The sequence below is a fragment of the Sphingobium sp. EM0848 genome (genome assembly GCF_013375555.1).
In the GTDB taxonomy this organism is placed as follows: domain Bacteria; phylum Pseudomonadota; class Alphaproteobacteria; order Sphingomonadales; family Sphingomonadaceae; genus Sphingobium.
Genome location: NZ_JABXWB010000001.1, coordinates 2,225,813 through 2,250,943, shown reverse-complemented (window position 1 = coordinate 2,250,943; position 25,131 = coordinate 2,225,813). Strand labels below are relative to the sequence as shown.

24 protein-coding genes and 1 pseudogene are annotated in these 25,131 nt (G+C 59.8%); 17 read left to right on the top strand and 8 right to left on the bottom strand.

Translation table 11 applies throughout. The features are described 5' to 3' along the window. The 3 genes from HUK73_RS10840 to HUK73_RS10830 are packed head-to-tail and all read right to left on the bottom strand — an operon-like array spanning nt 1 to nt 1,950. Nucleotides 1–612: a GNAT family N-acetyltransferase gene (locus tag HUK73_RS10840; RefSeq protein WP_176591909.1), complete on the bottom strand. Its 612-nt coding sequence runs from the start codon at nt 610–612 to the stop codon at nt 1–3. 7 nt (nt 613–619) lie between these two features. Continuing rightward, nucleotides 620–1,483, bottom strand: a complete 864-nt coding sequence (gene hemF, locus HUK73_RS10835) for an oxygen-dependent coproporphyrinogen oxidase (RefSeq protein WP_176591908.1) — start codon at nt 1,481–1,483, stop codon at nt 620–622. After that, a complete protein-coding gene (locus HUK73_RS10830) occupies nt 1,480–1,950 on the bottom strand; it encodes a tRNA (cytidine(34)-2'-O)-methyltransferase (RefSeq protein ID WP_176591907.1) in 471 nt (156 codons plus the stop codon). The genes hemF and HUK73_RS10830 overlap by 4 nt, the downstream gene beginning before the upstream one ends. Nucleotides 1,951–2,147: 197 nt before the next feature. Here HUK73_RS10830 and petA point away from each other — a divergent pair, with 197 nt between their 5' ends. The 4 genes from petA to HUK73_RS10810 all read left to right on the top strand — a co-directional run bounded on the left by petA (nt 2,148) and on the right by HUK73_RS10810 (nt 5,500). Further along, complete coding sequence (gene petA / locus HUK73_RS10825) at nt 2,148–2,726, top strand: ubiquinol-cytochrome c reductase iron-sulfur subunit (RefSeq protein WP_176591906.1); 579 nt, start codon at nt 2,148–2,150, stop codon at nt 2,724–2,726. A gap of 11 nt (nt 2,727–2,737) precedes the next feature. Next, on the top strand, nt 2,738–4,030 hold the full coding sequence (locus HUK73_RS10820; protein ID WP_176591905.1) for a cytochrome b/b6: 1,293 nt from the start codon (nt 2,738–2,740) through the stop codon (nt 4,028–4,030). Between the two features lie 16 nt (nt 4,031–4,046). Further along, the gene (locus HUK73_RS10815) at nt 4,047–4,895 is read left to right on the top strand and encodes a cytochrome c1 (RefSeq protein WP_176591904.1); all 849 of its coding nucleotides are present in this window, start codon (nt 4,047–4,049) and stop codon (nt 4,893–4,895) included. 68 nt (nt 4,896–4,963) lie between these two features. Next, entirely contained in the window at nt 4,964–5,500 is a 537-nt protein-coding gene (locus tag HUK73_RS10810) for an adenine phosphoribosyltransferase (RefSeq protein ID WP_176591903.1), read from the top strand. 9 nt (nt 5,501–5,509) lie between these two features. Here HUK73_RS10810 and HUK73_RS10805 read toward each other — a convergent pair whose 3' ends face one another. Beyond that, complete coding sequence (locus tag HUK73_RS10805) at nt 5,510–6,127, bottom strand: 5'-methylthioadenosine/S-adenosylhomocysteine nucleosidase (protein ID WP_255326254.1); 618 nt, start codon at nt 6,125–6,127, stop codon at nt 5,510–5,512. A gap of 372 nt (nt 6,128–6,499) precedes the next feature. Here HUK73_RS10805 and HUK73_RS10800 point away from each other — a divergent pair, with 372 nt between their 5' ends. From HUK73_RS10800 to rfbA, 6 genes and pseudogenes are all read left to right on the top strand, one after another. After that, nucleotides 6,500–6,724, top strand: a complete 225-nt coding sequence (locus tag HUK73_RS10800; protein ID WP_255326253.1) for a hypothetical protein — start codon at nt 6,500–6,502, stop codon at nt 6,722–6,724. A 443-nt stretch (nt 6,725–7,167) separates the two neighbouring features. Beyond that, a pseudogene (locus HUK73_RS26750) lies at nt 7,168–8,042 on the top strand (IS30 family transposase); the annotation flags it as partial. A 239-nt stretch (nt 8,043–8,281) separates the two neighbouring features. Then, nucleotides 8,282–8,854: a dTDP-4-dehydrorhamnose 3,5-epimerase gene (gene rfbC, locus HUK73_RS10795; RefSeq protein WP_369805478.1), complete on the top strand. Its 573-nt coding sequence runs from the start codon at nt 8,282–8,284 to the stop codon at nt 8,852–8,854. 41 nt (nt 8,855–8,895) lie between these two features. Beyond that, complete coding sequence (rfbB, locus tag HUK73_RS10790; protein ID WP_176591902.1) at nt 8,896–9,957, top strand: dTDP-glucose 4,6-dehydratase; 1,062 nt, start codon at nt 8,896–8,898, stop codon at nt 9,955–9,957. Next, a complete protein-coding gene (gene rfbD, locus HUK73_RS10785; RefSeq protein ID WP_176591901.1) occupies nt 9,954–10,853 on the top strand; it encodes a dTDP-4-dehydrorhamnose reductase in 900 nt (299 codons plus the stop codon). Before rfbB ends, rfbD begins: the two co-directional genes overlap by 4 nt. Beyond that, a complete protein-coding gene (gene rfbA, locus HUK73_RS10780) occupies nt 10,850–11,722 on the top strand; it encodes a glucose-1-phosphate thymidylyltransferase RfbA (protein WP_176591900.1) in 873 nt (290 codons plus the stop codon). The genes rfbD and rfbA overlap by 4 nt, the downstream gene beginning before the upstream one ends. 469 nt (nt 11,723–12,191) lie before the next feature. Here the strand turns inward: rfbA and HUK73_RS10775 are convergent. Further along, a protein-coding gene (locus tag HUK73_RS10775) for an IS630 family transposase (protein WP_176591283.1) occupies nt 12,192–13,149 on the bottom strand; the annotation gives its coding sequence in 2 pieces (ribosomal slippage) (nt 12,192–12,806 and nt 12,808–13,149; 957 coding nt in all). A 262-nt stretch (nt 13,150–13,411) separates the two neighbouring features. On the opposite strand from HUK73_RS10775, the gene HUK73_RS10770 reads away from it, so the two are divergent. The 6 genes from HUK73_RS10770 (at nt 13,412) to HUK73_RS10745 (ending at nt 18,971) form a co-directional block, all read left to right on the top strand. Continuing rightward, nucleotides 13,412–13,594, top strand: a complete 183-nt coding sequence (locus tag HUK73_RS10770) for a hypothetical protein (protein ID WP_176591899.1) — start codon at nt 13,412–13,414, stop codon at nt 13,592–13,594. 466 nt (nt 13,595–14,060) lie between these two features. After that, nucleotides 14,061–15,236 (top strand): hypothetical protein, encoded by a 1,176-nt coding sequence (locus HUK73_RS10765; protein ID WP_255326252.1) that lies wholly within the window; start codon nt 14,061–14,063, stop codon nt 15,234–15,236. Continuing rightward, on the top strand, nt 15,236–16,039 hold the full coding sequence (locus HUK73_RS10760; RefSeq protein ID WP_176591898.1) for an ABC transporter permease: 804 nt from the start codon (nt 15,236–15,238) through the stop codon (nt 16,037–16,039). The genes HUK73_RS10765 and HUK73_RS10760 overlap by 1 nt, the downstream gene beginning before the upstream one ends. After that, nucleotides 16,036–16,689, top strand: coding sequence for an ABC transporter ATP-binding protein (locus tag HUK73_RS10755; protein ID WP_176591897.1), 654 nt, complete (start codon nt 16,036–16,038; stop codon nt 16,687–16,689). Before HUK73_RS10760 ends, HUK73_RS10755 begins: the two co-directional genes overlap by 4 nt. A 114-nt stretch (nt 16,690–16,803) precedes the next feature. Next, nucleotides 16,804–17,940 (top strand): glycosyltransferase family 1 protein, encoded by a 1,137-nt coding sequence (locus tag HUK73_RS10750; RefSeq protein ID WP_218036447.1) that lies wholly within the window; start codon nt 16,804–16,806, stop codon nt 17,938–17,940. 128 nt (nt 17,941–18,068) lie between these two features. After that, on the top strand, nt 18,069–18,971 hold the full coding sequence (locus tag HUK73_RS10745; protein ID WP_176591895.1) for a phytanoyl-CoA dioxygenase family protein: 903 nt from the start codon (nt 18,069–18,071) through the stop codon (nt 18,969–18,971). Between the two features lie 281 nt (nt 18,972–19,252). Here the strand turns inward: HUK73_RS10745 and HUK73_RS10740 are convergent, their stop codons facing one another. From HUK73_RS10740 to HUK73_RS10730, 3 genes are all read right to left on the bottom strand, one after another. Beyond that, nucleotides 19,253–21,124, bottom strand: coding sequence for a methyltransferase domain-containing protein (locus tag HUK73_RS10740; protein WP_176591894.1), 1,872 nt, complete (start codon nt 21,122–21,124; stop codon nt 19,253–19,255). Nucleotides 21,125–21,183: 59 nt separating this feature from the next. Beyond that, a complete protein-coding gene (locus HUK73_RS27150) occupies nt 21,184–23,160 on the bottom strand; it encodes a hypothetical protein (protein ID WP_176591893.1) in 1,977 nt (658 codons plus the stop codon). A 62-nt stretch (nt 23,161–23,222) separates the two neighbouring features. Then, nucleotides 23,223–23,960, bottom strand: coding sequence for a bifunctional 2-polyprenyl-6-hydroxyphenol methylase/3-demethylubiquinol 3-O-methyltransferase UbiG (locus tag HUK73_RS10730; RefSeq protein ID WP_176591892.1), 738 nt, complete (start codon nt 23,958–23,960; stop codon nt 23,223–23,225). Nucleotides 23,961–24,239: 279 nt separating this feature from the next. Between HUK73_RS10730 and HUK73_RS10725 the strand changes: the two genes are divergently transcribed. Continuing rightward, on the top strand, nt 24,240–25,124 hold the full coding sequence (locus HUK73_RS10725; protein ID WP_176591891.1) for a class I SAM-dependent methyltransferase: 885 nt from the start codon (nt 24,240–24,242) through the stop codon (nt 25,122–25,124). Nucleotides 25,125–25,131 lie beyond the last annotated feature (7 nt).

Genomic DNA, 25,131 nt, shown 5'->3' with positions numbered 1-25,131 from the left:
TTAACCGGCGATGCGATCGCCTGGAAATCGCTCCAGCAACGGCACATGCGGCGCGGCGTCGCGCGGCAACAGGCCGGCGAGGCGGGGGTCGGCGAAAATCTCCACCTCACGCCTGGTTGGAATGAAGCCGGACTTGCGATAGAAACCCAGCGCCGCCGGGCTGTCGAGCGTGCAGCTATGCACCCAGAAGCGGGTCACGTCCTTGCGCCAGGCCAGCGCCTTGGCCTGTGCCATCAGCCATTTGCCGAAGCCCTTGCCATTGAGTTCCGGAATCAGTCCGAAAAAGGCCAGTTCACAATCGGGCATCGACCGGAAATCCAGTTCCAGCAGGCCGACCTCCACGCCGCGGGGGTCGGTGACGGCATAGATTTCCACGGCGGGGTCTTGGATGATCGCGCGCAGCTCCTCATCGCACATCGCCAGTCGGGAGAACCAGAGCCACGGTTCCCCTACCCGCCGGAACAGCGTGCGATAGGCTTCCAGCGTCGGGGCCTTCCATGGCACCAGCCGCAGCGGCGCGGGCGGGATGGGGGCAGGCCGGGGCCGTTCCCGCATCTCCAGATGGGTTACAATCGTGGCGATCTGGTCGTCTGCGACAGGGGTGAGGCTCATATAAGGCTCAACTCCAGGCGGCCATGGGCGGCAGGCTCATCAGGATGGCGTCGATATTGCCGCCGGTCTTGAGGCCGAAGAGCGTGCCGCGATCATGCACCAGATTGAATTCGGCATAGCGGCCGCGCCATTCCAGCATCTGGGCGTAGTCCGCCTCCGACCAGCTTTCCTGCATCCGCCGCCTTACGATCGGCGGGAAGGCCTTGAGGAAGGCATCGCCCACATCGCGGGTGAAGGCGAAATTGGCATCGAATGCGGCCTCATCGGCGCATTCCAGATGGTCGTAGAAAATGCCGCCCACGCCGCGGTGGACGCCGCGATGAGGGATGAAGAAATAATCGTCGGCCCATGCCTTGAAGCGGGGATAATGGTCCGCGTCATGGGCGTCGCAGGCGGCTTTCAGCACGGCATGGAAATGGGCGGTGTCCTCCTCCCGCGGGAGCGGGGGATTAAGGTCCGCCCCACCGCCGAACCAGCGTTTCGACGTTACCAGAAAGCGCGTATTCATGTGCACGGCGGGCACATGCGGATTGGCCATGTGCGCAACCAGGCTGATGCCGGTGGCGAAGAAATTGGGGTCTTCCCCGGCGCCATGGATCGTCTTGGCGAATTCCGGGGAGAAGGTCCCGCCGACGGTCGAGACATTGACGCCGACCTTTTCGAACACCTTGCCCTTCATGACGCCGCGCACGCCGCCGCCGCCTTCGCCCGGGGCGATGCCGGGCGCTTCGCGGTCCCAGGCGATATAGTCGAAGCGGGCGTCCGATCCCGCCTCGCGCTCGATCGCCTCAAATTCGGCGCAGATCCGGTCCCTCAGCGACTCGAACCAGTGGCGGGCGGCTTGCTGTTGCGGATCGAGGGTCAGGGTCATTGCGGGAAACTTCCAGTCTGGCGAAGGGCTTCGGCAACCGCGATGCCCGTGGAAACGGCGATGTTCAAGGATCGAAAGCCCGGCGCCATCGGAATGCGCACGCGGACATCGGCCAGATCGCGCACGTTGACGGGCACGCCTGCGCTCTCCGATCCCATCAGAAGGATATCATCCTCGCGAAATTCGACATCGGGCAGGCGCTGCGAGGCGTGGCTGCTCATCAGCATCAGCCGCCGTCCCTCGGCCCGGCGGACGGTGTCGAACGCTTCGAAATTGGCGTGGCGGGTGACGTCGGCGGACGCGCCATAATCCATCGCCGCGCGCTTCAGCTTCGCGTCGGAAAAAGCGAATCCCATCGGCATGATGATGTCCACGGGCACGGAAAAACAGGCGGCGAGGCGCAAAATGGCCCCGACATTGCCGGCAATTTCGGGTTGATAAAGGGCGATACGCATGCCCCGCGCCATAGAACAGCCCGGCAAATTCTCCTAGCCTGTCTAAATTGCTTGGCAAATGGCGCATCCTACGGTTATCAGGCCTTCAAACCGCGCCGGTGGGGGATAGGCGGCATCCATTTGCATGGGCGTCTGCGGATCTTCCCGACACCATAACCGAACACGGTAATGCGGCGGGGTCAGGGACGTTCTTGCAAGGGTTGAGGTGCATGGCGATCGTGGAACATATGGAGAGTGAGGGAGCATTCGGCTCCGCAGGGGGAGGCGAAGGTGTTCGCCGCCGCGATTTCATCAACATCGCCGCCGTGAGTTTCGCGGGCGTTGGCGCGGTCGCGGTCGTCGTGCCGCTGGTCGACCAGATGAACCCCAGCGCCGACGTGCTGGCGCTCGCTTCGACCGAAGTCGATCTTTCTTCGATCCAGCCGGGGCAGGCGATCAAGACCACTTTCCGGTCGCAGCCGCTGTTCGTCCGGCACCTGACCGACAAGGAAATCGCCGAGGCCGACAAGGTCGACCCGTCCACGCTGCGCGACCCGCAGACGCTGGAGCAGCGCACCGTCGACGGCAAGAAGCAGTGGTTGATCACCATGGGCGTCTGCACCCATCTGGGCTGCGTGCCGCTGGGCGCGGGCGAGGGTGAGAATCGCGGCGAGTTCGGCGGTTATTTCTGCCCCTGCCACGGGTCTTCCTATGACACGGCGGCCCGCATCCGTAAGGGGCCTGCCCCCAAGAACCTGGAAGTGCCGAAGTACAGCTTCACTTCCGATACTGCCATTCTTGTGGGTTGAGGGGGTAGAAGATGAGCTTTCCCTGGGCTGAACAATATACTCCCAAGCATCCCGCGATGCAGTGGATCGACGAGAAGCTGCCATTGCCGCGCCTCGTCTACAACGCCGTGGGCGCTGGCTATCCGGTGCCGCGCAACCTCAATTATTTCTGGAACTTCGGCGTGCTCGCCGGTCTGGCGCTGGTGATCCAGATCGTCACCGGCGTCATCATGGCGATGCATTACGGCGCCAACACCGCCGTCGCCTTCGCCACCGTCGAGCAGACGATGCGCGACGTGAATGCGGGCTGGCTGATGCGCTATGCGCACGCGACCGGCGCCAGCTTCTTCTTCATCGTGGTCTATCTCCACATCTTCCGCGGCCTCTATTTCGGTTCCTACAAGGCGCCGCGTGAGATGGTGTGGCTGCTTGGCCTCGTCATCTTCCTGCTGATGATGGCGACCGCTTTCATGGGCTATGTGCTGCCCTGGGGGCAGATGAGCTATTGGGGCGCCAAGGTGATCACCGGCCTGTTCGGTGCGATCCCGGTGGTGGGCGAACCGATCCAGACCTGGCTGCTGGGTGGTTTCGCGCCCGGTAACGCGTCGCTCAACCGCTTCTTCTCGCTGCACTTCCTGCTGCCCTTCGTGATCGCGGCGGTCGTGATCCTGCATATCTGGGCGCTGCATATTCCGGGCTCGTCCAACCCGACCGGCGTGGAAGTGAAGGGGCCGCAGGACACTGTGCCCTTCCACCCCTATTACACCGCGAAGGACGGTTTCGGGGCGGGCGTGTTCCTGATCCTGTTCGCGATCATGCTCTTCTATGCGCCCAACTATCTGGGTCACCCGGATAACTATATCGAGGCGAACCCGCTCTCGACACCCGCGCATATCGTGCCGGAATGGTATTTCTGGCCCTTCTACGCGATCCTGCGCGCCTTCACCGTCGACTTCTTCTTCGTGCCGGCGAAGCTGCTGGGCGTGCTGGCGATGTTCAGCTCGATCCTGCTGCTCTTCTTCCTCCCCTGGCTGGATACGTCGGCAGTGCGTTCGGGCAGCTATCGTCCGACTTTCCGGAAGTTCTTCTGGATCCTGATCATCGACGTGCTGATCCTGGGCTATTGCGGTGGCGCACCGGCAGCGGAACCCTATGTGATGATCTCGCAGGTCGCCGCGGCCTATTATTTCGCGCACTTCCTGATCATCCTGCCGCTGATCTCGCGCTTCGAAAAGCCGCTGCCGCTGCCCAATTCGATTACCGAGGCAGTGCTGGCGAAATATGGCAAGACCGACGGCGAACCCGTCGCGGTCCCGGCTGAATAAGGGGGAGTTGACAGGCATGGTTCGCATTGGCGCATTTCTTGTCGGCCTCTTCTTTTCCGGCTGGCTGTTGATTTCCTTCCTGGTGGGTGCGGTGGCCTATGTCACCGAGCCGCCGGCGGTTACGGTGGAGCATGAATTCCACCGGAATCCCAAGGAGGTTTCCTTCTCGTTCGACGGGCCTTTCGGCAAGTTCGACCAGGCGCAGTTGCAGCGCGGGTTCCAGGTGTTCAAGGAGGTCTGCTCGGCCTGCCACAGCCTGAAGTTCGTGGCGTTCCGCGACCTCAAGGGCATTGGCTATAATGATGCCGAGATCAAGGCGATCGCCAAGAACTGGGCGATCAAGACCCCTGACGTCGATCCCAAGACGGGCGAGATGTCGACTCGCGCGCCGGTGCCGGCGGATTATTTCCCCAAGCCCTTCGCGAACAATGTCGCGGCGGCGGCGGCCAACAACAACGCGATCCCGCCGGATCTGTCGCTGATGACCAAGGCGCGCCATCATGGCTCGGCCTATGTCTATTCGCTGATCACGGGCTTCCAGAACCAGCCGGCCGAGCTGCTCAAGGAATTCCCCGATGCCAAGACGCCGAACGGGCTGCACTACAACCCCTATTTCGCCAACCTGAATCTGGCGATGGCGCCGCCGCTGACGGCCGATGGTCAGGTGACCTATGGCGACGGCACCAAGGCGACCGTCGACCAGATGGCGCAGGACGTCGCGGCCTTCCTGACCTGGACCGCCGAACCCAAGCTGGAAAACCGCCGCCGTGCGGGTCTGGCAACGATCTTCTTCCTGCTGATCGCAACGGGCTTGGCTTATATGGCTTACCAGAATATCTGGGCGGACAAGAAAAAGGCCGCCTGATCGCGGTCGGTACGGAAACATCGGAGGGGGCGCGGGAAACCGGGCCCCCTTTTCTTTTGAGAGCCTATATGAGCGCTGACAGCCTAGCGGCCCTGGTCCGCACCATCCCCGACTTTCCCAAGCCGGGCATCCAGTTCCGCGATATCACAACCCTGTTGGCCGATGGGCAGGGACTGGCTGAACTGATCGAGCGCATGGCAGCGGTCGCCCGGCCGCTGGACCCGGACCTGATCGTCGGGATCGAGGCTCGGGGCTTTATCCTGGGTGCGGCACTGGCCCATGCGCTCGGCGCGGGCTTCGTGCCGGTGCGCAAGAAGGGCAAGCTGCCGGGCAAGACGGTCGGCATCGATTATGTGCTGGAATATGGCACGGACCGGCTGGAACTGCACGAAGGACAGATTGCGGAGGGCGCGCGGGTGCTCTTGGTCGACGATCTGATCGCGACAGGCGGCACGGCGCTGGCGGCAGCGCAACTGATCCGCGAGCAGGGGGCTTCCGTGCTGATGGCATTGTTCGCCATCGACTTGCCTGATCTGGGCGGCATGGCGGCGTTGGAGGCCGATGGTGTCTCTTCCGTCGCAATCATTGCCTTTGAGGGGCACTGACCGGGCGCCCTATTGCTGCAGGGCGTCCGCCAGAAGATCCACGGCTTGCGCCAGCCGTTCGTCGAGCAACGACAGCAATTGCGTCCATCCCAGCATGTCCGACAGTTCACCGGGACCATCGGAAACGCCGCGCAGGCCCATGACCGGCACGCGGAAACGCTGGCAGGCACGAACCACCGCGAAAGTTTCCATGTCGACCATGTCGGCGTCGATCGCGGCATAATCCTCCCCGCCCACGATATTCGCGCCGGTGGAGAGCCGCGCCGTGCGCAGTTCCAGCGGTGTGTGTAGCGGTATTTCGGGAGGGTGGTTGGAAAAGGGCGTGACGCCTTTCGGAAACCCCAGGCGCGAAGCATCCATGTCGCGCCAGGAGACGCTGGCGACCTGATAGACCTCGCCCAGAGGGCAGATGCGCGATCCCGCCGAGCCCAGCGAAACGACGAGATCGGGCAAGCTCCGCTCCAGTTCCAGCTTCTGCAGCGCAAGGCCTGTGTTGAGCGCGGCTTCCACCGGCCCCACACCGATCATCAGGGGATCGAAGCGCGCCTTGAGATGCGGCCCATATTCATCCTCGACCGCCATCACGAACAGGACCCGCTTGCTGGCAATCATTTCGGCGCGCGCCATGGTGGTTCCTTCTTGTCTCTTCCTGTGTCAGGGCAGGCGGACCAGCAGTCCGTTCATGTCCGTATCGACGGCAAGGGGCATGCTCCGCTCGATCAGCCAGCCCTTGCCGATGCAGCAACCGTCGGTGGCGGTGATATGCGTGCGGACATCGGTGCGGTCCCAAGGTTTTCGGCCAAATCAACGAGGAGGCGGGTGCCCGTCATAGGGCCCTTATGATCGGTCCTGTCCCTTAGGCAAGCCATGTCATCGGGATAGGTCATAACGGGATCGCCGTTCATCTCACGATTGGAAACAATCCGTAGCAAACTTCGCATCTGGAAGCCGATTATTTAGTTGCTATATGAAACCTACAAAGATCGGAAGGACGGACAGATGAACCGGGGTGCTTTCAGTCGCAAGGAATGGATGGTGCGGATCGTTCCACAGATGGAGGATTGGCTGGCCCGTCTTTTCCTGCCCGCCGTGGTGGCCGCGGTTCTGCTGCTATTCTTCACCGCCATCTACCGGATGGTCGATGATCTTTTGGTCGCGGCCGTGATCGCGATGGTTGTGTCCATGATCTTCCTGCCGCTCTTCCGCAGGCAAGGGGCCCATTGAGCAGCATCAACGCGGCCAGACCGCCGAGCAGTCCTGCGGCGCCGATCTGAATTCGGGATTTAATATGGAAAAGGCCCGGAACCGATATTGGGTCCGGGCCTGATCATGGTGGGCGTGGCAAGGATTGAACTTGCGACCCTTGCGATGTCAAGGCAGCGGCGGGGGGCGATTTTTACGTGGAAAAACATAGAATTAGAAAAGAAGTCGGCAGCGCGTGCCCGAAATTTGCCCAAGTCGCTCATTGGGGTCAGAGTCGCATTGGCGGGATGCAAGGTCAAGAAGATCACCGCACTCACTTGTTGTACGCCTTCCGCCCTTTTGTTTCCGATTGGGGACTAACGTCTATAGACTATATTCAGTCCGAATTTAGACTGGTGGGGCATTATGCGTTTTTCTACCCAAGTCGAACCGATCAGCTATCTGAAAGCTAACGCCGCCGAGATGGTATCAGCTTTGCCGGTTCTGAAGTGGTATGGAAGAAGCGGCGAGCCGTGCTTCGACAGAGCCGGCGCTGGTCGATTGCATGGAGCCCGGAGCAGATCGCCCATCGGCTGGGGATCGACTACCCGGAGGATCCCACCATACGCATCAGTCACGAGGCAATTTATCAATCCCGGTATATCCAGGGACGTGGTGCTCTGCGCCGGGAACTAATGGCTTGCTTGCATTCGGGCCGAGCTCTTCGCGTGCCGCGCGAGCGAATGCGTGGTCGTGGAAAATCCTTCGTTGGTGATATCATTATGATCAGCGAGCGGCCCCCGGAAGTGGAAGATCGTGTTGTTCCCGGACATAGGGAGGGTGATCTTATCCTGGGTCTGCATAGCTCAGCGATCGGCCCGTCGTCGAACGCAGTTCGCGATTTACGATGCTGCTGCACCTGCCGCGAGAGGACCGATATCAGCGCGGACAAGGAACCAAAAACGGTCCGCCGCTTGCCGGTCATGGAGCCGAAGCCGTCCGCATGGCCATCGTCCCCTACATGCGCAGCTGCTGGAGAAACTCCGTCAGTCGCTAACGTGGGATCAAAGCGCCGAGATGGCCCAGCACGTAAGCTCCGGGTCGCTAGCGGACTGGAAATCTACTTTTGCGATCCGCAACGCCCGTGGCAGCGTGGTTCGAACGAAAACACCAACGGTCTGCTCCGCCAGTACTTCTCGAAGGGCGCCGATCTCAGCCGGCACTCGATAGGCGACTCGAAGCAGTTGCTCACGCCATGAATACGCGCCCGCGAAAGACGCTTGGATGGAAGACGCCTGCAGAAGTCCCCGACCTGTTCCTTCCCCAGCAGTATGAAGCAGGTGTTGCGACGGCCGGTTGAATCCGCCTCGGCTGCCGCGATCGTTGTGGTGAACGAGGCTGTCACGGTGGACAGGGCGCCGCTCATGATAGCCTGCTCCAGCGCGTCCAGCACGAAGCTGACATGCGCAGTCCTGCTGACGCGCCAGGGTCTTGCCAGGGGGAGCCGTCCACATATGACCCTAGTTGAGGAATACCCGTTGCCCGGATGCATCTATGTGCTACCGGTGCACTGCACAACAAAGACGAAAGACTCAGATCGTGGGCAATCCGGTGAAACTTATCACGCCGAAGCGTTTTGGAGATTCGCGTGGTTGGTTTTCCGAAACCTATGTCGCCACCCGTTGGGCGCAGCAGGGTGTCGATGTCACGTTCGTGCAGGACAACCATAGCTTTTCCGGGCCTGTGGGGACAATACGCGGCATTCATTTTCAGATACCTCCCCACCCCCAGGCGAAACTCGTCCGTTGTTTACGCGGCGCGATTATCGATTACGCAGTTGATCTTCGCAAGGGATCGCCGACCTACGGACAGTTCGCGGCCGCGGAACTAACGGCGAAAAATGGCCACCAGCTTTACCTGCCGGTGGGTTTCGGCCATGCGTTCGTTACAACCGCGCCCGACACCGAAGTCCTTTACAAAGTGTCGGACTTTTACGCTCCGGATTGCGAAGGCGGGGTGCGCTGGAATTGCCTTGATATCGGTATCGATTGGCCGTTGCCCGCAAGCGGCCCGGTCCTGTCGGACAAGGACGTGACTCTGCCGTTGCTTGCGCAATTCGAAAGCCCCTTTACCTATACGGGCGATCCGCTTGAACCTATTGAGGCGCCGTAGGTCTGAACGGTCCGGCAGCACTTTTTCATCAGGGGAGTTTTATGCGCATACTGGTTACGGGCGGCGCGGGGTTCATCGGCTCTGCCCTGGTACGCCATCTGGTCGGCGAAAGCGATCATGAGGTTCTGAACCTCGACAAGCTTACTTATGCTGGTGTGATGTCCTCGCTCGATCTGGTCGCAGACAATCCTCGCTACCGCTTCGTACAGGGTGACATCGCGGACGCCGCGCTGATTGCGAAGCTGCTGGCGGAGTTCCGGCCTCAGGTGATCGCCCACCTTGCGGCGGAGAGCCATGTTGATCGATCCATCGACGGGCCGGGCGAGTTCATTCAGACTAACATCGTCGGTACCTATACGATGCTGCAACAGGCGCTCGGATACTGGCAGGGCCTGGAGGGGACGGAGAAGGATGCGTTCCGCTTCCACCACATCTCCACCGACGAGGTGTTCGGCTCGCTCGGCGACACTGGTTATTTCACCGAGACGACAGCTTATGACCCGCGCTCGCCCTACTCGTCGTCCAAGGCCGCGTCGGACCATCTCGTGCGGGCTTGGGGCCATACCTACGGCGTGCCCGTGCTCGTCACAAACTGCTCCAACAATTACGGCCCTTATCACTTTCCCGAGAAGCTGATCCCCCTCATCATTATCCGTGCTCTGGCGGGCTCGCCCCTCCCTGTTTACGGCGACGGCAGCAATGTGCGCGACTGGCTGTTCGTGGAAGACCATGCCCGCGCCCTGCGGGCCGTGTTCGAGAGGGGCACGCCGGGCGAAACCTACAATGTCGGCGGCAATGCGGAACGGCGGAACATTGACGTCGTGCATGCCATTTGCGCGGCGCTGGACGGCCAACAACCTCGAGCCGACGGCAGGAGCTATGCCGAGCAAATCACCTTCGTGACCGATCGGCCAGGGCACGATCAGCGCTACGCCATCGACGCGAGCAAAATCCGCCGGGAACTCGGATGGGAACCGGGCACCAGCTTCGAGCAGGGCATCGCCCGAACGGTGCAATGGTATCTCGACAATGAGAGCTGGTGGCGGGACATTCTGAACGGACGCTACGATACCGCACGGCTCGGCCTCAAGGCAGTTTCGTGAGCCGTCCGGTCCTCATCACGGGAGGCACCGGCCAGGTCGGGCTGGAACTGGCCCGCCTCAATTGGCCTGCAGATGTAGAGCCGCATTTCCCCGACCGCGTCGCCTTCGACCTCGGCAGCAAGGCAAGCGTTGCTTGCCTTGCTAACCGCGACTGGGCGGCTGTCATCAACTGCGCCGCCTACACCGCCGTCGACAAGGCGGAGAGCGAGGTCGGCGCCGCCTTCCTTGCCAATGCGCAAGGACCGGCCTGGCTGGCGGAGGCGACCGCGCGGGCGGGCATCCCGCTCATCCACGTCTCGACCGATTACGTCTTCTCCGGTGACGGTGAAGGCTTTTACGAGCCGGGCGATCCGGTCGACCCGCCCGGTGTCTATGGCGCAAGCAAGCTGGCGGGCGAACTGGCGGTCCGGACGGGCAATCCGCGCTCGGTCGTGCTGCGCACCGCCTGGGTACTGAGCGCGCATCGCGGCAACTTCCTTAAGACCATGCTCAGGATCGGCGCAGCCGGTGGTCCCTTACGCGTCGTCGCTGACCAAACCGGTTGCCCGACATCCGCTGCTGACATCGCCCGGGCGCTGCAGGCCATCACGCTCGCGCATCTCAAAGACAGAGGTGCTCCGACCGGTATCTATCACTTCGTCAATGCGGGCGAGGCGAGTTGGTGCGATCTCGCGCGGGAGATCTTCGCCCTCTCCGGTGCCGCCGGTGGCCCCTCCGCCGACGTCACCGCGATCACGACAGCAGACTATCCCACCATCGCCCGCCGGCCTGCCAACTCCCGGCTCTGCACGGCCAGCCTGACGCGAGACTTCGGTATGACGCCGCGTCCGTGGCGAGACGCGGTGGCAGAGATAGTCGCCGAACTGGTCGGCCCTATCGCGCAGGAGAAGAAATGAAGGGTATCATCCTGGCGGGAGGCTCCGGCACTCGCCTCCACCCCATGACCATCGTCACGTCGAAGCAGCTCGTGCCTGTCTACGACAAGCCGATGATCTATTATCCTCTGTCGACCCTGATGCTGGCGGGCATTCGGGAAATCCTCATTATCTCGACGCCGCGCGATGTGCCGTCGTTTCAGGCACTGTTGGGGAATGGGTCGGCCTGGGGACTGGAAATCCAGTACGCCGTACAGCCGAGCCCCGATGGCCTCGCTCAGGCGTATGTCATCGGCGCGGACTTCGTTCGGGGTGGGCCATCGGCGCTGATCCTTGGGGACAATATCTATTTCGGCCACGGCCTCGGCGACCTCTTCTTTGCGGCCATGGCCCGGCCCACGGGCGCGACGGTGTTCGGTTATCACGTCACCGACCCGGAGCGCTATGGTGTGGTCGAGTTCGACGCCGACATGAAAGCGATCTCCATCGAGGAGAAGCCGCAGAACCCCCGCTCTAACTGGGCGGTGACCGGCCTTTATTTCTATGACGAGGAGGTGATCGACATCGCCGCCTCCCTCAAGCCCTCGCCGCGCGGTGAATTGGAGATCACGGACGTGAACAGGGCTTATCTCCAGCGGGGCCAGTTGTCAGTCGAAGTGATGGGGCGCGGCTATGCGTGGCTGGATACGGGAACGCCGGACAGTCTGATCGAAGCGGCCGAGTTCGTGCGCACACTGGAGAAGCGACAGGGCTTCAAGATCGCTAGCCCCGAAGAGGTGGCCTGGCGGCAAGGCTTCATCGACGATGCCCAGCTTGAGCGGTTGGCGGCGGCGCTGGGCAAATCAACATATGGCGCTTATCTGCGGCAGATCCTTTCGGCGAGGCGCTGATTTCGACGCAGCGGCGCGCTTGTACGGGTATTTCAGGACGAAATCATCTCTTCGCGCGGATATTTTATCGCCCAGCCAGGTCCTGCGCGGACCTCCTTATTGCGCGTAGAACTTACTGCACCACAATATCTGTCGCTTCTCTTCGTCGGGTCTGAGGGTTGTTGAATGCCGTAATTCGTCATCGTCTTCATAGCAGCCGTAGGGATCGTCGCGACGCCGGTGGCGGAATATTCGGTGCCGTCGGGCTTCCCCTGCGCCTCCCTCAGACGAACGACTGGGCTGCATAGACGGGCTGCGGGGCTATCTCGTCCTGTCGGTAACGATCCATCATTTCTATGTCTGGTGCCAGGCCACGATATTGGGCGGCGCATGGGGCGTCCCTCCGTATGCTTTCCTGAACCAGCTAGGCAGCGGCGGAGTCGCTCTGTTCTTCATACCGACAGGGCTCGTGTTCTAGAGCGGTGAGCGATTAGTTGGACGCATATCCGGCGGCCTTGAAATATTCCCAACATTCTTCGGCAGAATAGAGGTCGCAGATATGTCCGAGAGCCTTCCATAGCTCATCGATGGTCCGCGCCCCGATCCGTCGCAGGTGCGATTTCAATTTAGCGAAGGCCATTTCTATTGGGTTCAAATCGGGTGAATAAGCGGGGAGGAAAAGGATCCACGCACCTCGCTCTTTAAGGCAGGCTTTGACCTTTTCGCTTTTGTGGCTCGACAGATTGTCGGCGATCACAACATCGCCGGGGCTGAGCGTTGGCGCCAACTGGGTTTCGATATAGGTTTCGAACAGGCGCCGGTTCATCGGTTGGTCGATCACCCACGGGGCAACCAAGCAATCGCAGCGCAGCCCCGCGATGAAGGTTTGCGTTTTCCAATGACCGAACGGAGCGCGGGCCTTGAGACGCTCTCCTTTTGGCGCCCGGCCACGAAGCTTGGTCATCTTCGTGGTGGTCGCCGTCTCATCCAGAAAGACGAGGTGATGAGGCTTTGCGCGCATCTGCGGCTGCCGGTCGAGGCGCCATCGCAGTCGCGCATGAGCGACATCATCGCGTCCGCACTCGCTGGCCAGCAGCGTTTTTTTTTACCCGATAGCCAGCCTGGATCAGCACCCGCGAGAGGGATGCCGGATGGGCAACTACGCCCGTCTCCGCTGCAAGCTTGTTGGACAGCTCCGACATGCCGATGTCTGGTTCCCTATCCACCCAGCCCGTCAACCGGGCCATATACGGCGCCAACTTACCAGCGCCGCGTGGCCGCCCTATTCGTGAAGAAGCAGCCGAACCTGTTCGTTCCACTCGCTGCAACAACTTCACTGCGCAACTCGCGCTCACACCGAAATGGCGGGCCGCCGCCCGGCGCGAGTGTCCCGCCCTTACGTGCGCCGATATCCGTTCCCGCAAATCAGCCGAATATGCTCTGCCCATGGTTCACCTCCACAGGCACATGAATCACAAATCCGCGCAAAAAGGAATCGTCCGCGATTCCTACTTTGCGCTCACTGCTCTAGCCCCGCATCCTGGCGGGCCTGCGCGCGACAGCTTGGGAGAAGGTCCATATAGGGCGGGTGTTCCGTATCCTGCCCCTGATGACCGCATCGGCCGCGATCATCAGCCTCATCATCATGCTCCGTGCCGGCGTAACTCCTGACGCAACCTTCCTATGTTCTGCAGCGGTCCAGATCATCTGGTGGCACGACATACGTTGCTCGGTGACCCGGACGCCGGGCGCATCAACGCCTATGTGCTGCGGTCGCTGCGGTTCGAATGCCAGTTCTATCTGCTGATGCTGCCCGTCTGCGTGGCGGCGATGGGTGTGGCACGGACCCGTCGCCGATCGTGCCCACCCTCCTGCCCTCCAGGCTGGTGCTGATTCGCGTGCTGGCCTGGCGGCTCGGCAAGGCCGATGGCGCGCTGAGATTCCTGCCGGCCTTTCCGATCGCATGCTCGCCTTTGGATGCCAGGCGCGACTGGCGAGTGCGGGTGTGCCGCGCTATTGGGGATCGCGAGCCTGTTGGCCGGCCTGAATGCGACGCCGTTTGACTCTTCCTCGTTTCGCCTTCTGCTTTGTCTGCGTAGCCTACGGCGACGATCTAGGCGGGGTGCTAGGGACCTGCGGGGTCTGGTCTTGGGCGAATGTTGGTTCGGTATATATGTGCTCTCTACCTTCTGTTCGCGGGGATGCCCGGTTTGTAGATGGGGCTTCCCGCCCATTGGGTGCCTTGGACGATAGTGGCGACGGGCAGACTTCAAGTTTTGTCGGTTGCAAAATTCGCGGGGCCGTCGCATGACGCCAGGGCCATTGTCGGCTTGTGGGGTGACTTCCCTCAAAGGATAACATGCTCGAAAGAAACGATCAGTTCGTGAATGAAAACTCTGCGAAGAATAGCGGGTATTTTCTTGCTGTTCTAAGGCGTAGTGTAGAAAAACTGTTTGGGCTGGGCTGGCTCTTCATCTTCTTGGTTGTAATTCCGACCACGTGTTCGATTATTTATTTTGGTCTGTGCGCATCGGATGTCTATATTTCGGAAGCGCGGTTTGTGGTTCGCAGTCCGGATAAACCGGCGTCCAGCCCTCTCGGTATATTGCTCAAAGGCGCTGGATTCTCCAACGCAGGTGACGAGATTTTCGCGGCTCAGGACTATATAGTTTCCCGGGATGCGTTGGCTGCGCTCAACACGGGCGGAAGCTTTCGACGGGCTTATTCGGACGCTAATATTTCGTTCTTCGACCGATTCGGCACTTTGTTAACGGGATCCACTTTCGAAGATCTGTTCAAATATTTCAAAACGAAGGTCAAGGTGGAGCATGACGGCACATCATCCATCACCACACTTATAGTGCGTGCTTATACGGCCACGGATGCGCTCCACTATAACAGGCAACTGCTTGAAATGGCGGAGGGTACGGTCAATCGGCTGAACGAACGTGGGAGGCAGGACCTCATTCGCTTCGCAAGCGCAGAGGTGGAAGCGGCGAAGGAGAAATCCCGTACGGCCGCGCTCGCGTTGTCCGGCTATCGCAACCGCCAAGGCATCGTCGATCCTGAGAAGCAGGCCACCGTCCAGCTTCAGATGATCTCGAAGCTGCAGGACGAACTGATCTCGACGAAGACCGAATTGCTTCAACTGCGTACCTTCACGCCGACCAACCCGCAAATCCCGGTTTTGGAGACGCGCATAGAGGGGCTGTCGCATGAGGTGGAATCGGAGCTGGGCAAGGTTGCCGGCAGCCAGCGATCTCTGGCCGCCGCCGCCGCGCAATATCAGCGCCTTCAACTCGAGACACAGTTTGCGGACAAGCAACTCGCTGCCGCCATGGCCTCGCTGGAAGAGGCCCAGAATGAGGCGCGGCGTAAGCAGGCCTATGTGGAGCGCATCGTCCAGCCTAACCTGCCGGACGAGCCATTGGAGCCGAAGCGGCTGCGCGGGGTCATCGCTACACTCGCACTCGGATTGGTCCTCTGGGGTATATTCAGCATGCTGCTCGCAGGTGCGAGGGAGCACAGGGACTGATGCCGGCCGGCGCGCGGAACGGCGAAAGCCTCCTACATTCTTTCGCGGTGCAGCGCCGCGTCATCGGCGCCTTGCTGATGCGCGAGATACTGACGCGCTATGGCCGCCATAATATCGGGTTTCTGTGGCTGTTCGTCGAACCCATGCTGTTCACGATCGGCGTCACGGCGATCTGGACCGCGACTAAGACCATCCATGGTGGCAATCTTCCGATCACGGCCTTTGCGATCACCGGGTATTCGAGTGTGCTGTTGTGGCGGAACATGCCCGCGCGCTGTATCGCGTCGATTGAGCCCAACGCAGCTCTGCTCCATCACCGGAACGTCAAGATCATCGACATTTTCATTTCCCGTGTGCTCGTCGAAATGATGGGTGCGTCGATTTCTTTCTTCGGCCTGACCGTATTCTTCCATTTCATCGGTTGGACGGAACTGCCGGAAGATATCCTCACGCTGCTGCTGGGCTGGCTGTCCATCGCCTGGTTCGGGGCCGCGCTGGCGATTTTCCTCGGTGCACTCACGGAGCGGTCCGAATTGGTAGACAAGCTCTGGCATCCGGCGGCCTATCTCCTGTTCCCCTTTTCGGGAGCAGGCTTCATTGTGGATTCAACGCCTCAGACGCTCCAGAATATTCTGTACTTCTTTCCCATGGTGCATGGCGTGGAGATCGTACGCGAAGGATATTTCGGATCGGCCTTCCATCCCCATTATGATGTGGCGTATCTCGTCTGTTCCTGTCTGGTGCTCAGCCTGTTGGCGATGCTGGAAGTACGTGTGGCCACTCGAAATGTCGTGCCCTCATGATCACGCTTACGGACGTCTCACGCAGTTATCGCACCCGGCATGGCAGCAAGCGTGTTCTCGATCGGGTTGATCTGACGGTTAACCGCGGCGACAAGCTCGGCGTGCTGGGCCGCAACGGCGCGGGGAAATCCACTCTGATCCGAATGATCTCCGGGGCGGAACTGCCGGACAGCGGCACGGTCGAACGGAACATGTCAGTGTCCTGGCCGCTGGCGTTCGGCGGCGCGTTTCAGATCAGCTTGACCGGGTTGGACAATCTGCGGTTCATTTGCCGCGTTTACGACGTGCCCTTTGAGGACAAGATCGACAGGGTCGATGATTTCGCGGAACTGGGGCGCTATCTGCGGGAGCCCGTCCGATCCTATTCGGCCGGTATGCGGGCTCGTTTGGCCTTTGCCATCTCCATGTTGATCGAATTCGATTGCTTTCTGATCGACGAAGTCGTTGCCGTCGGCGATGCGCGCTTCCATCAAAAATGCCTTGTCGAATTGTTCGAGAAGAGGGCGGACCGGGCGATGATTATTGTGTCGCACGATCCGGGCTATATCCGCGAACATTGCAATCTTGCCGCCGTTCTCTCCAACGGGCACCTCAACCGTTATGACTCTGTCGATGAGGCTTTTGAGTCCTATAGTGCGGAAATCGCCTGAGAACCGCTGATGCTAGCTCTTCTAAGATGGTATAGAGGCATTCGTTATCTGCGGCAGATCAGGCCGCGTAGGGATGATACCGCAGAAAAGCGGCCCCGGCATCTGCTAGTGGACGTGTCCGTCCTGCGCCGTGTCGACTCCCGCACCGGCATTCAGCGCGTGGTCCGTGCGATGCTCGCTGAACTGACAAAAATGACGCTGGCGGACATGGTGGTCCAGCCCGTGTTCGCGACGCGTAAAGAGCCGTATAGCTATTGCGACCTTGCCTTCCTGAACCGGAGTCTGCCGGTGCAGGCGCCATCGGCGAGTGGAGTTGTCGTTCCACGTGCCGGTGACGTGTTTCTGGGGCTCGATCTCGCGATCCATCTCCTTCCCATCCATGAACGTCAGATCGCCCATTGGAAGAAGGAAGACGTTGCCCTCTTCGTGATTGTTTATGATCTGCTGCCTTTGCTTGACCGACGCTGGTTCACGGCGAAGCTCCGCGGTCGTTTTCGGTCCTGGTTGAAACTGCTCGCCCGGCGCGTGGATGGAGCCATCTGCATCTCCCACGCTGTGGCGGCGGAACTGGAGGAGGCGCTCGCGGGATCGGGAACGCAGGCGGGCCGTCCTCTCGTCTCGACTATCCCGCTTGGCGGCGACATGATGGCAACGCTGCCTAGTTCTGGTCTCCCGGCGGGAACGGAGGCTCTGCTGGAGGAGGTCCGATCGCGGCCGACCATCTTGATGGTGGGGACGATCGAGCCACGTAAGGCGCATGACAAGGCGCTGAGGGCGTTCGAGCGGCTTTGGCAGCGCCAGGGTGATGCTGCGCCGCGGCTGCTCATTGTGGGCAGGGCGGGCTGGAAGACGGAGGCGTTTCAGCGGCGTCTGCGCACGCATCCTCAATCAGGGCAAGGGTTCCGCTGGCTTGAAGATGTCAGCGACGAATTTCTCGATCGATTATATGATGCGGCAGCGGGCGTTCTGATGACCTCCTATGCGGAAGGCTGTGGATTGCCGGTCTTGGAAGCACTGGCGCACCACAGGCCGGTATTGGTGCGGGATCTGCCCGTCTTTCGGGAAATAGGATCGCAGCATGTCTTCTTTTTCCGGGATGACGGTCCGGATGCGCTGGCCGCGTCGATCGGCGACTTTATCGGGAGCGTCCGGCAAGGCACAGGCGAGAAAATGATCGTCGATAGGAGGTCTTGGTCGAACACGGCTCTGTCGTTGATGAATGTCATTGAAGCCCAACTTGCAAACGCTTAGCAAGATGAGAGGGCGAGCGGGCAAACTGAGCTTCTGTGATCAAGCCCGTCTCATCGCTTGGGCATGATGAAGGCGAATTCGGACTCACAGCGCGAATGTCTTCGAAAATATGTCGTGGAGAAGTGAGAATGATTGAAGAAGCTACCTACCATTCAAAATTTGGTGGGTTATGGATCGACCGGTCGGATTGGCGTCAGGAAATCACCGCTCGTGGCCTTGATGCCACCGAAGCGAGCATGGTGACGGACTTCGTCGACAACGGTTATGTCATCCTCGAAGGGGCAGCGCCGCACCATCTGGTGGACGCCTTCCAGCGCAAGATTGAACTGGCCTTTCGGGAAGGCAATGATCAGGTGCTTTACCAGAAGCATGGTCAGCAGGTCGTGCAGTATCTGAACGAGCCTGCGGATCGTAAGGGCGGCCGGGTCGTGGACTCCTTCGTGCCGCTCAGCGAAGCGCTTGACCTCTTTTCCGTTCCACGGCTCATGAACTTTTTCAAGCTCATCTTTGACGCGCATCCCCTGTTGTTCCAGAGCCTTAGCTTCGATCAGGGGTCGCAACAGGGACTGCATCAGGACACCGCCTATGTCGTGGTTAACCGTCCCCTGGAACTGGCGGCCTGCTGGATCGCCCTGGAAGATGTACGTCCCGGTTCCGGCCAATTGGTCTATGCGCCGGGTAGCCACCGTCGCCCGGACTGGGATTTTGGCGGTAACAAGAAGCATTGGGATCCGTCCCAGGATGGCCCGGATACTCATAACGCGTGGAGCGTGGACGTCGCTGAACAAGCGAAGCGTAGCGATCGCGGCATTGTGCCTTTCTATGCCAAGAAGGGCGACATTCTTATCTGGCATGCAGATCTCGCTCATGGCGGCGCGCCGGTGGAGAATGATGATTTGACACGCCAGAGCCTGGTCGGCCACTTCTGCCCTCAGACAGCGGCGCCTTATTATTTCTCGACCAATCCCGAGCATAGCGTGGTCAAGCAATTTGGCGACCTCGCTTATTCCAGCCAGCATTATCGTCTCTGACTAGCGAGAGGGCGCACGGAGAGGGCACGCTTGTTCTCTCCGTGTGGGTCCTTTGAAGCACAGGCCTGGCTTTCAAGGCTTGTGGCAGATAGACCCGGATAGCGGGAAGAGGCGAGCCGCGGTGCCGCCGCCTCCCTCGTTGTCTACCTAGAGCGAGATGACTTTACTTTGATCTGTTCGTTTCGAGCGAAGTCGAGAAACGCGGGCATTGCTCTATCCGCTTCTCGACTTCGCTCGAAGCGAACGCAGGTAGCTTGAATCAGTCTAACGTCCATCCAGATCTAGAATTGCTGGCGCCTGATGGCCGTTCTGTAGCGCCGATTCAGCGTCTGTTCCTTGACGGCCATGTCGTCGCGAATGGTGGCCAGCATTTCCTCCAGGGCAAATATGCGCTGCGTCAATATCCCGACGACATGATCGTAAGCATTGCGTTCGGCAGTCCGCCCTTCCGTCAGCGCGGCAATCTGGCTCTCATGGGCTGCCCGCATCTGCTGGATCATGCCTTCGACATCGGCCCTGTGCTTCTGTTGCTCTAGTAGGGCTGTCTCCCAGCCTGCCTCGATCGAACCCATCCGGGCAATCAGCACGGCCAAGTGATCGGCAATCTCCTCAACCGAGAAGGAGGGTAGGGCGGATGGCGGATCGGACCGCGATGTACCACGCAGGCCATCCTTCGCGATATCGGTGATGACTGCGAGGCCATGGTTCTCCCAAAACGCATCGGTGAAGAGGAATAGATCGGCGGCATTCCAGAGGTAGCGCGATCCGGCGTGATAGCCGTCATATTGAATATGCCATCCCATTGCGCGTTCTTCGGGCGACCAACGCCCCTTTCTTTCCATCATAACTTTACGACGGCCATGATCGGGTGAGCGGATTGGGAAATGCTTGAGAAGGAATCGATAGGGAAATTCCACGGCACCTTCGAAGTTCGCGACATGCCCACCGCTGGAAACCAGATCGACCTGCTGCCCGGGCTGCAGCCAAGCCTTGGCCTGGTCGAATTCATCGGGTTTGGATGCGAATTCGAAAAAACCGCCAGTGGCATCTAGGTCGAGTGAGAGATCGGGATGCTCGGGCGTAGGCCGGAAATTGATGAGCGTAAAATTGACACGGTTGGCACCGGCGTCCTGGACGATTTTCAAGGCGCGATCCATTGGCACGCCGGGGAAGAACGAACGCCTCAATTCGTCTGCGTCGGTATGGATGATCCAGCGCCCCGGATGAGCCGCCGCGATCATTTCCTTATGACGCAATATGTCGCGCCACTCATAATGCGGGCCGGGATGTTCCGGAAAACGCTCTACTGTGATCCTCTCCGGCGCTTCCGCGGCGATCCGGTCCAGTATGTCCCAGCTAGAATCGTTGGACCAATTGTCGATCACATGGACATCGCAACCCTGTACCACCCAATCTCGGATCACCTGCTCGATGCAATCCGCCTCGTTATAGAGCGCCAATATGGCCAGCGGCCGCGTTATCGGCGGGGCGTCTCCAGCCATGTCCGGCGCAGCGGACTTGTCATGAATGGTGATGATCGTTTCGAGTTGTAGATCCCGGTCATTGTCGAATGTGTAGCCCGAATAGACGCAGGGGAGCCCATTGTCTTCCAGCAGCCCGCGATATTCCTCAAGCGCCCATTCCCGGACATGGGACGGGTTTGGTGGGGGGCCATTATGATCCTTCCCCCATGCCCGGATGCGATCCGGCGTGCTCGTCAGCACGACTGCACCCTTGGCATAGCATGCCGCTAAAATCTGCAGGAGAGGACGGGGGTCCAGAAGATGCTCGACAACGTCGGCGCAGATCACCACGCAGTCCGGCCCCGCACGATCCGCAAGGGTAATCGACCCGGTATCGGAGAAATCAGCTTCGATCCATTCGCCGGCCCCCTCGTGATGAGCTCGGCAATATTCGATATTCGACCCGAAATCGACGCCGATGCGGTGGGCGGCCGGCAAGCACACCAGCTTGGAGGCCATACCACAACCGAAATCGATTACCGTCGATCGACCCGTCTTGCGGAGGAAATACTCGGCGACCTCATAGACTTCCGGCTGATAGAGGGGGGCGCCCTGGGTCGGTTGGATATCCGAGAAATAGGAAACCGCATCGCGCGATCGATAGACCTCAGGAAGATGGTAGAGCGTCATTTTGTTCCCCGTGACGATACTGTCGGTTCTATCAGGCCGGATGCGCATTGATAAGCGCGTCAGCCACCGACAAAGGCGCTGAGCGCTGCCGAAAGAAGTGTCATGTCCTGATGCGGATGACGATTAAAGGAGAGTTGTCTGTTCCCCGCAACTACCAGGGCCGAAGTGGCGCGCACCACGATCTCGGGCTGGCGCTTGGGGTGGGGTGCCAGTGTGGCCAGGGTTTGCAGCACCTCAGCGCTCGGGGCGAACCATTCGGGATCGACTTCAGCCGGGATATTGAGCGCGTTCGGCAGATTGCCCGTCGACCACTCCTCTTCGCTGATCGTTTCGGGCGCGTTGCCAGTCCTTGTCGGCCATGAGCTGTCAAGTAGTCCGCCCCGTTCCGCCAGTCCGGGTTGTGCGGGCAGCATAACGGTCGGCTTTCCGGCAGCCATGGCATCGATGTGCAGGCTGGAATTGGTGGAGATGACGCCGTCTACATCCTGCATCAACCGGCTGATCGAAACGTCCATGGCGAGCAGGGTCATATCGTCCAGAAGCAGGATATTGGGGGCATGGAGGAGGTCCGCCATGGCGTAGATGCTATGATCGTCCGGATGCGGACGAAGGATGAACAGGCAGTTGGCGTTCCGGTGAATCGTTCTGCGCACCCATTCATAGGTGGCCGCCTCGCCATGTTCATGCATCTTCCAGTGAAGATTCAGGCCTATGAGATACACCGCCTCGAATGCGCAGGTCCAACTGCCGAGCCGGGCCGACAGGCCGCCATCGCCGGGCGGTATCAATGCGTCGAGGAATTTGAAGTTGCCGACGGCATGGACTGCAGGATGGCCTTCTCCGTCCATTCGGTCGAGCAGCCTATTCGCGGTCTTTCGATCCCAGGTGCCGACGATGTCGCATGATGAGGAGAAAGCCTGCGAGATGTTTACGCCATGTTGGAGCGATAAGGTGGTCGCGCCTATTATCCCGGCTTCGCAGGCGACGAGCGCGTTCATCGCATGGGTGGGCGAAGGAAGCCCTTCGGTGGCTGTCATGAAGAGCGAATTCGCACCGCAACCCCAGTCGGACAACACCGAGGAACCCTCCATGACGCTGCCGATCACGGCATAGGGCGTGGCGGTGCGCTCACAATAATTGCGGAGCAGGTGAAGATATTGCGGTGCGATGCAATCCTTCCGAAAGAGAAGATGCAGGCGCCGGGCGGGATACACATCCATGATCGGTCGCACGAAAGACCAGTCCTGGATGAAATTGACATTGAAAAATGTGGGGGGGAAGGGAACGGTGATCGAACCGCGCTTGACATTGCGATAACGAATGTCGAGAAGGCCGGCGATGGAATCGCGCAACCCCTGTGCGTCGGGTGATGCCGCATTCTGCCGGATGAGCAGATAATGCTGATGCGCATTGGCATCGCGGAAGGGGTTGACCCTTTCCCAATGGGCCACGGCACCGATCTGCTCCGTGTCGCCCTGAAAACGATGTCCTTGATTGACCGCCGCAAAGAGATTCTCGGCCACGATCTCGAACCCCGCAAGGGAGAGCATTTTCTGCCAGGTCGAGATGGGAAGTACCGAAGAGTGGAACCGGTTTCCCATCGAACTGGGCCGGGTCGAGATCGAGATGATGCAATCGTGGGTCGTCAAGTGCCGGAGGTTGAGCAGGAAGTCGGCGAGATGTTCCCGGTCGATATGTTCCGCCACATCCAGGCAGGTGACGATCCAGTTCAAACCCAACGATGCGTGCAAGCGGGATAGCAGCATACCCACCGCTTCCGGATTATGGCTCGCCAGATCATAATGAGCGTAATGCTCCTGTTCCCGGTCGGCCGCATCGACGGTGAACGCCTTTAGTCCGCGATCCCTGAGCAGGGTTGCCAATACCCCATTGCCGCCACCCAGATCGAGGAGGGCGTCCCCATGCTTCTGCGCAAGGGAAGCCACCATGTCCGGCACGCTGGCGAGGTCGAAAGATGTCGATTGCGTATCATGTGCGAAATAGTTTTGTGCGTAAAGGCTCCCATAGTCCGTCACGCAGGAATATCGAGGCGAAGCTGGCATGTCTGGGAAAGGGGGGGGCATCACAAAGGGTTCCGCTATTTCGTCATCACGACAATCGAGCCGCACCGCATGTTGGGCGTGAACAGCATGGATAGAACGCGCCTGGCTAGCCGTAGACCCTTTCGACTGAACAGGCGGGGTGGCGGCGCGCCGTAAAATACCTCGTGGATATCGTGCTGCATCGGGAACACGCGTAACTGGCGAAAGCCCGCAGTAAGGGCGCAATCGGCAATGAGGTGCGGCGGCATATCTCGCTCGTTCACACCGAATTCCTCCATGGCCAGAATCGACCAGGGGGCGGTCGAATGGCCCTCGCCCGGCTCGTGGGTGATTAGGATGCCGCCCGGCTTGAGGGCGCGATAAGCGCAGGAAATGGCGAGTTGCGGATCGTCCGCATGGTGAAGGCTGTCGAAGAACACCGCACAGTCGAAGCTTTCGGTGAAATCCAGCGTCTCATAATCGCCCAGCACGAACTGAGCCTTGTGCTGAATGGCGTTGATCTCGCTGTTCCGCCGCGCAAGATCGATCATGTCATCAGCGATATCCTGCCCGGTGACGTCATAACCCCTTTTGGCGAAGAAGATGCTGGTCCAGCCGCCACCGCAGCCCAGGTCCAGAATGCTGGCCGGGGCAGGGGGCATCAAGGCCATGACGGTGCCGATCGAACTCAGCGTCAGGCCGCAATCCTCGTTGGAGAAGGGCTTGCCAAGCGAATGTTGGGCGCCGGCATCTCCTAACTTCGCTAGATATTCCCTCTCAGCCTGCTTCGTCATCAAACTTTCCAATTGCATTACGAGCATTTAAGCTGCGCTCGCGAGACTGCAGCGAACAGGGCGCTCGTGATAGCGTGTGGAGGTTGGGATGCAATGCCATTCGACTATGCGGGGTGTGGCAGGGACATATTTGTCGCGAGTGTTGAATAGCGCTTGCGCGGCGCGGGATAGGTCGATTAACCGAAGACGCAAGGGCTTGTTCATGGACAATAAGTGTCATGTTTCTGCAACATTTCAGTCTGCGGCCGCAAGATCGATTTTGAAAATGATGCGGTCGTTTTGTTCGTCATCGCCGAAGTTTATATGGGGGATATCAGCGTGATTTCTGCAATTTTCGAGAAGATGCGGTCGACGGAAATGAATGACTGGGTCGGCGGATCGGACCCCGAGGCCGTCGGCGATGCAAGCGCCGACATCATCCGCCGCATGATGCCCGTTTCGTCTGAGTCCCGGGTGCTTGATTTCGGATGCGGTATCGGTCGTGGCATGCTTTCGTTACTGCGCGGCGGTGCTCCGGCAAAGGTCGTCGGCATGGATATCATGCCTCCTGTCATTTCTTTCTGTCAGGAAAATATCGCGCCTCATTTTCCTGGGGTCAGCTTCGACCTAATCGAAGGCGCGAACGACCATTATGACCAGTTCATCGGGGATCAGTTCCGTAAGCCGCTCACGCAGATTAAGCAGGATTACAAGAACTACTTCAACATTGCCTATGCATTTTCGGTGTTCACGCACATTGATCGCAAGGACTTCGTGGATCTTCTGAAGCTCGTCGAGGCGATGCTCGCACCTGGTGGATATTTCCTGTTCACCTGCTTCACCCTCACTGAATTCTCACGCAAGATGATCGACCATCGCCAGACGATCTTCCCGCTTGCCGACAAGGCCTATGTCGACAATGGCGAGGTTCTGTGGGGCGAAAAGAGCGATCCGCTGGCGTTCATCGCGTTTGACAAGCAATTGCTCGAAAACATGGCTTGGGAAGCCGGCCTCGCGATCATGAAGGTGGAATATGGTTGCTGGATGGGCGGTAACATCGGCTCGTCGCTTCACGATCTCATCGTTGTCCGCAAGCCGCTCCCGATGGTTGGTCAGGAGGAGATAGTTTTTACGCCTGTGCTGGATCGTAACAATCTCAGCTCTCAGTCCCGATCGATATCCTAAAGGCGGT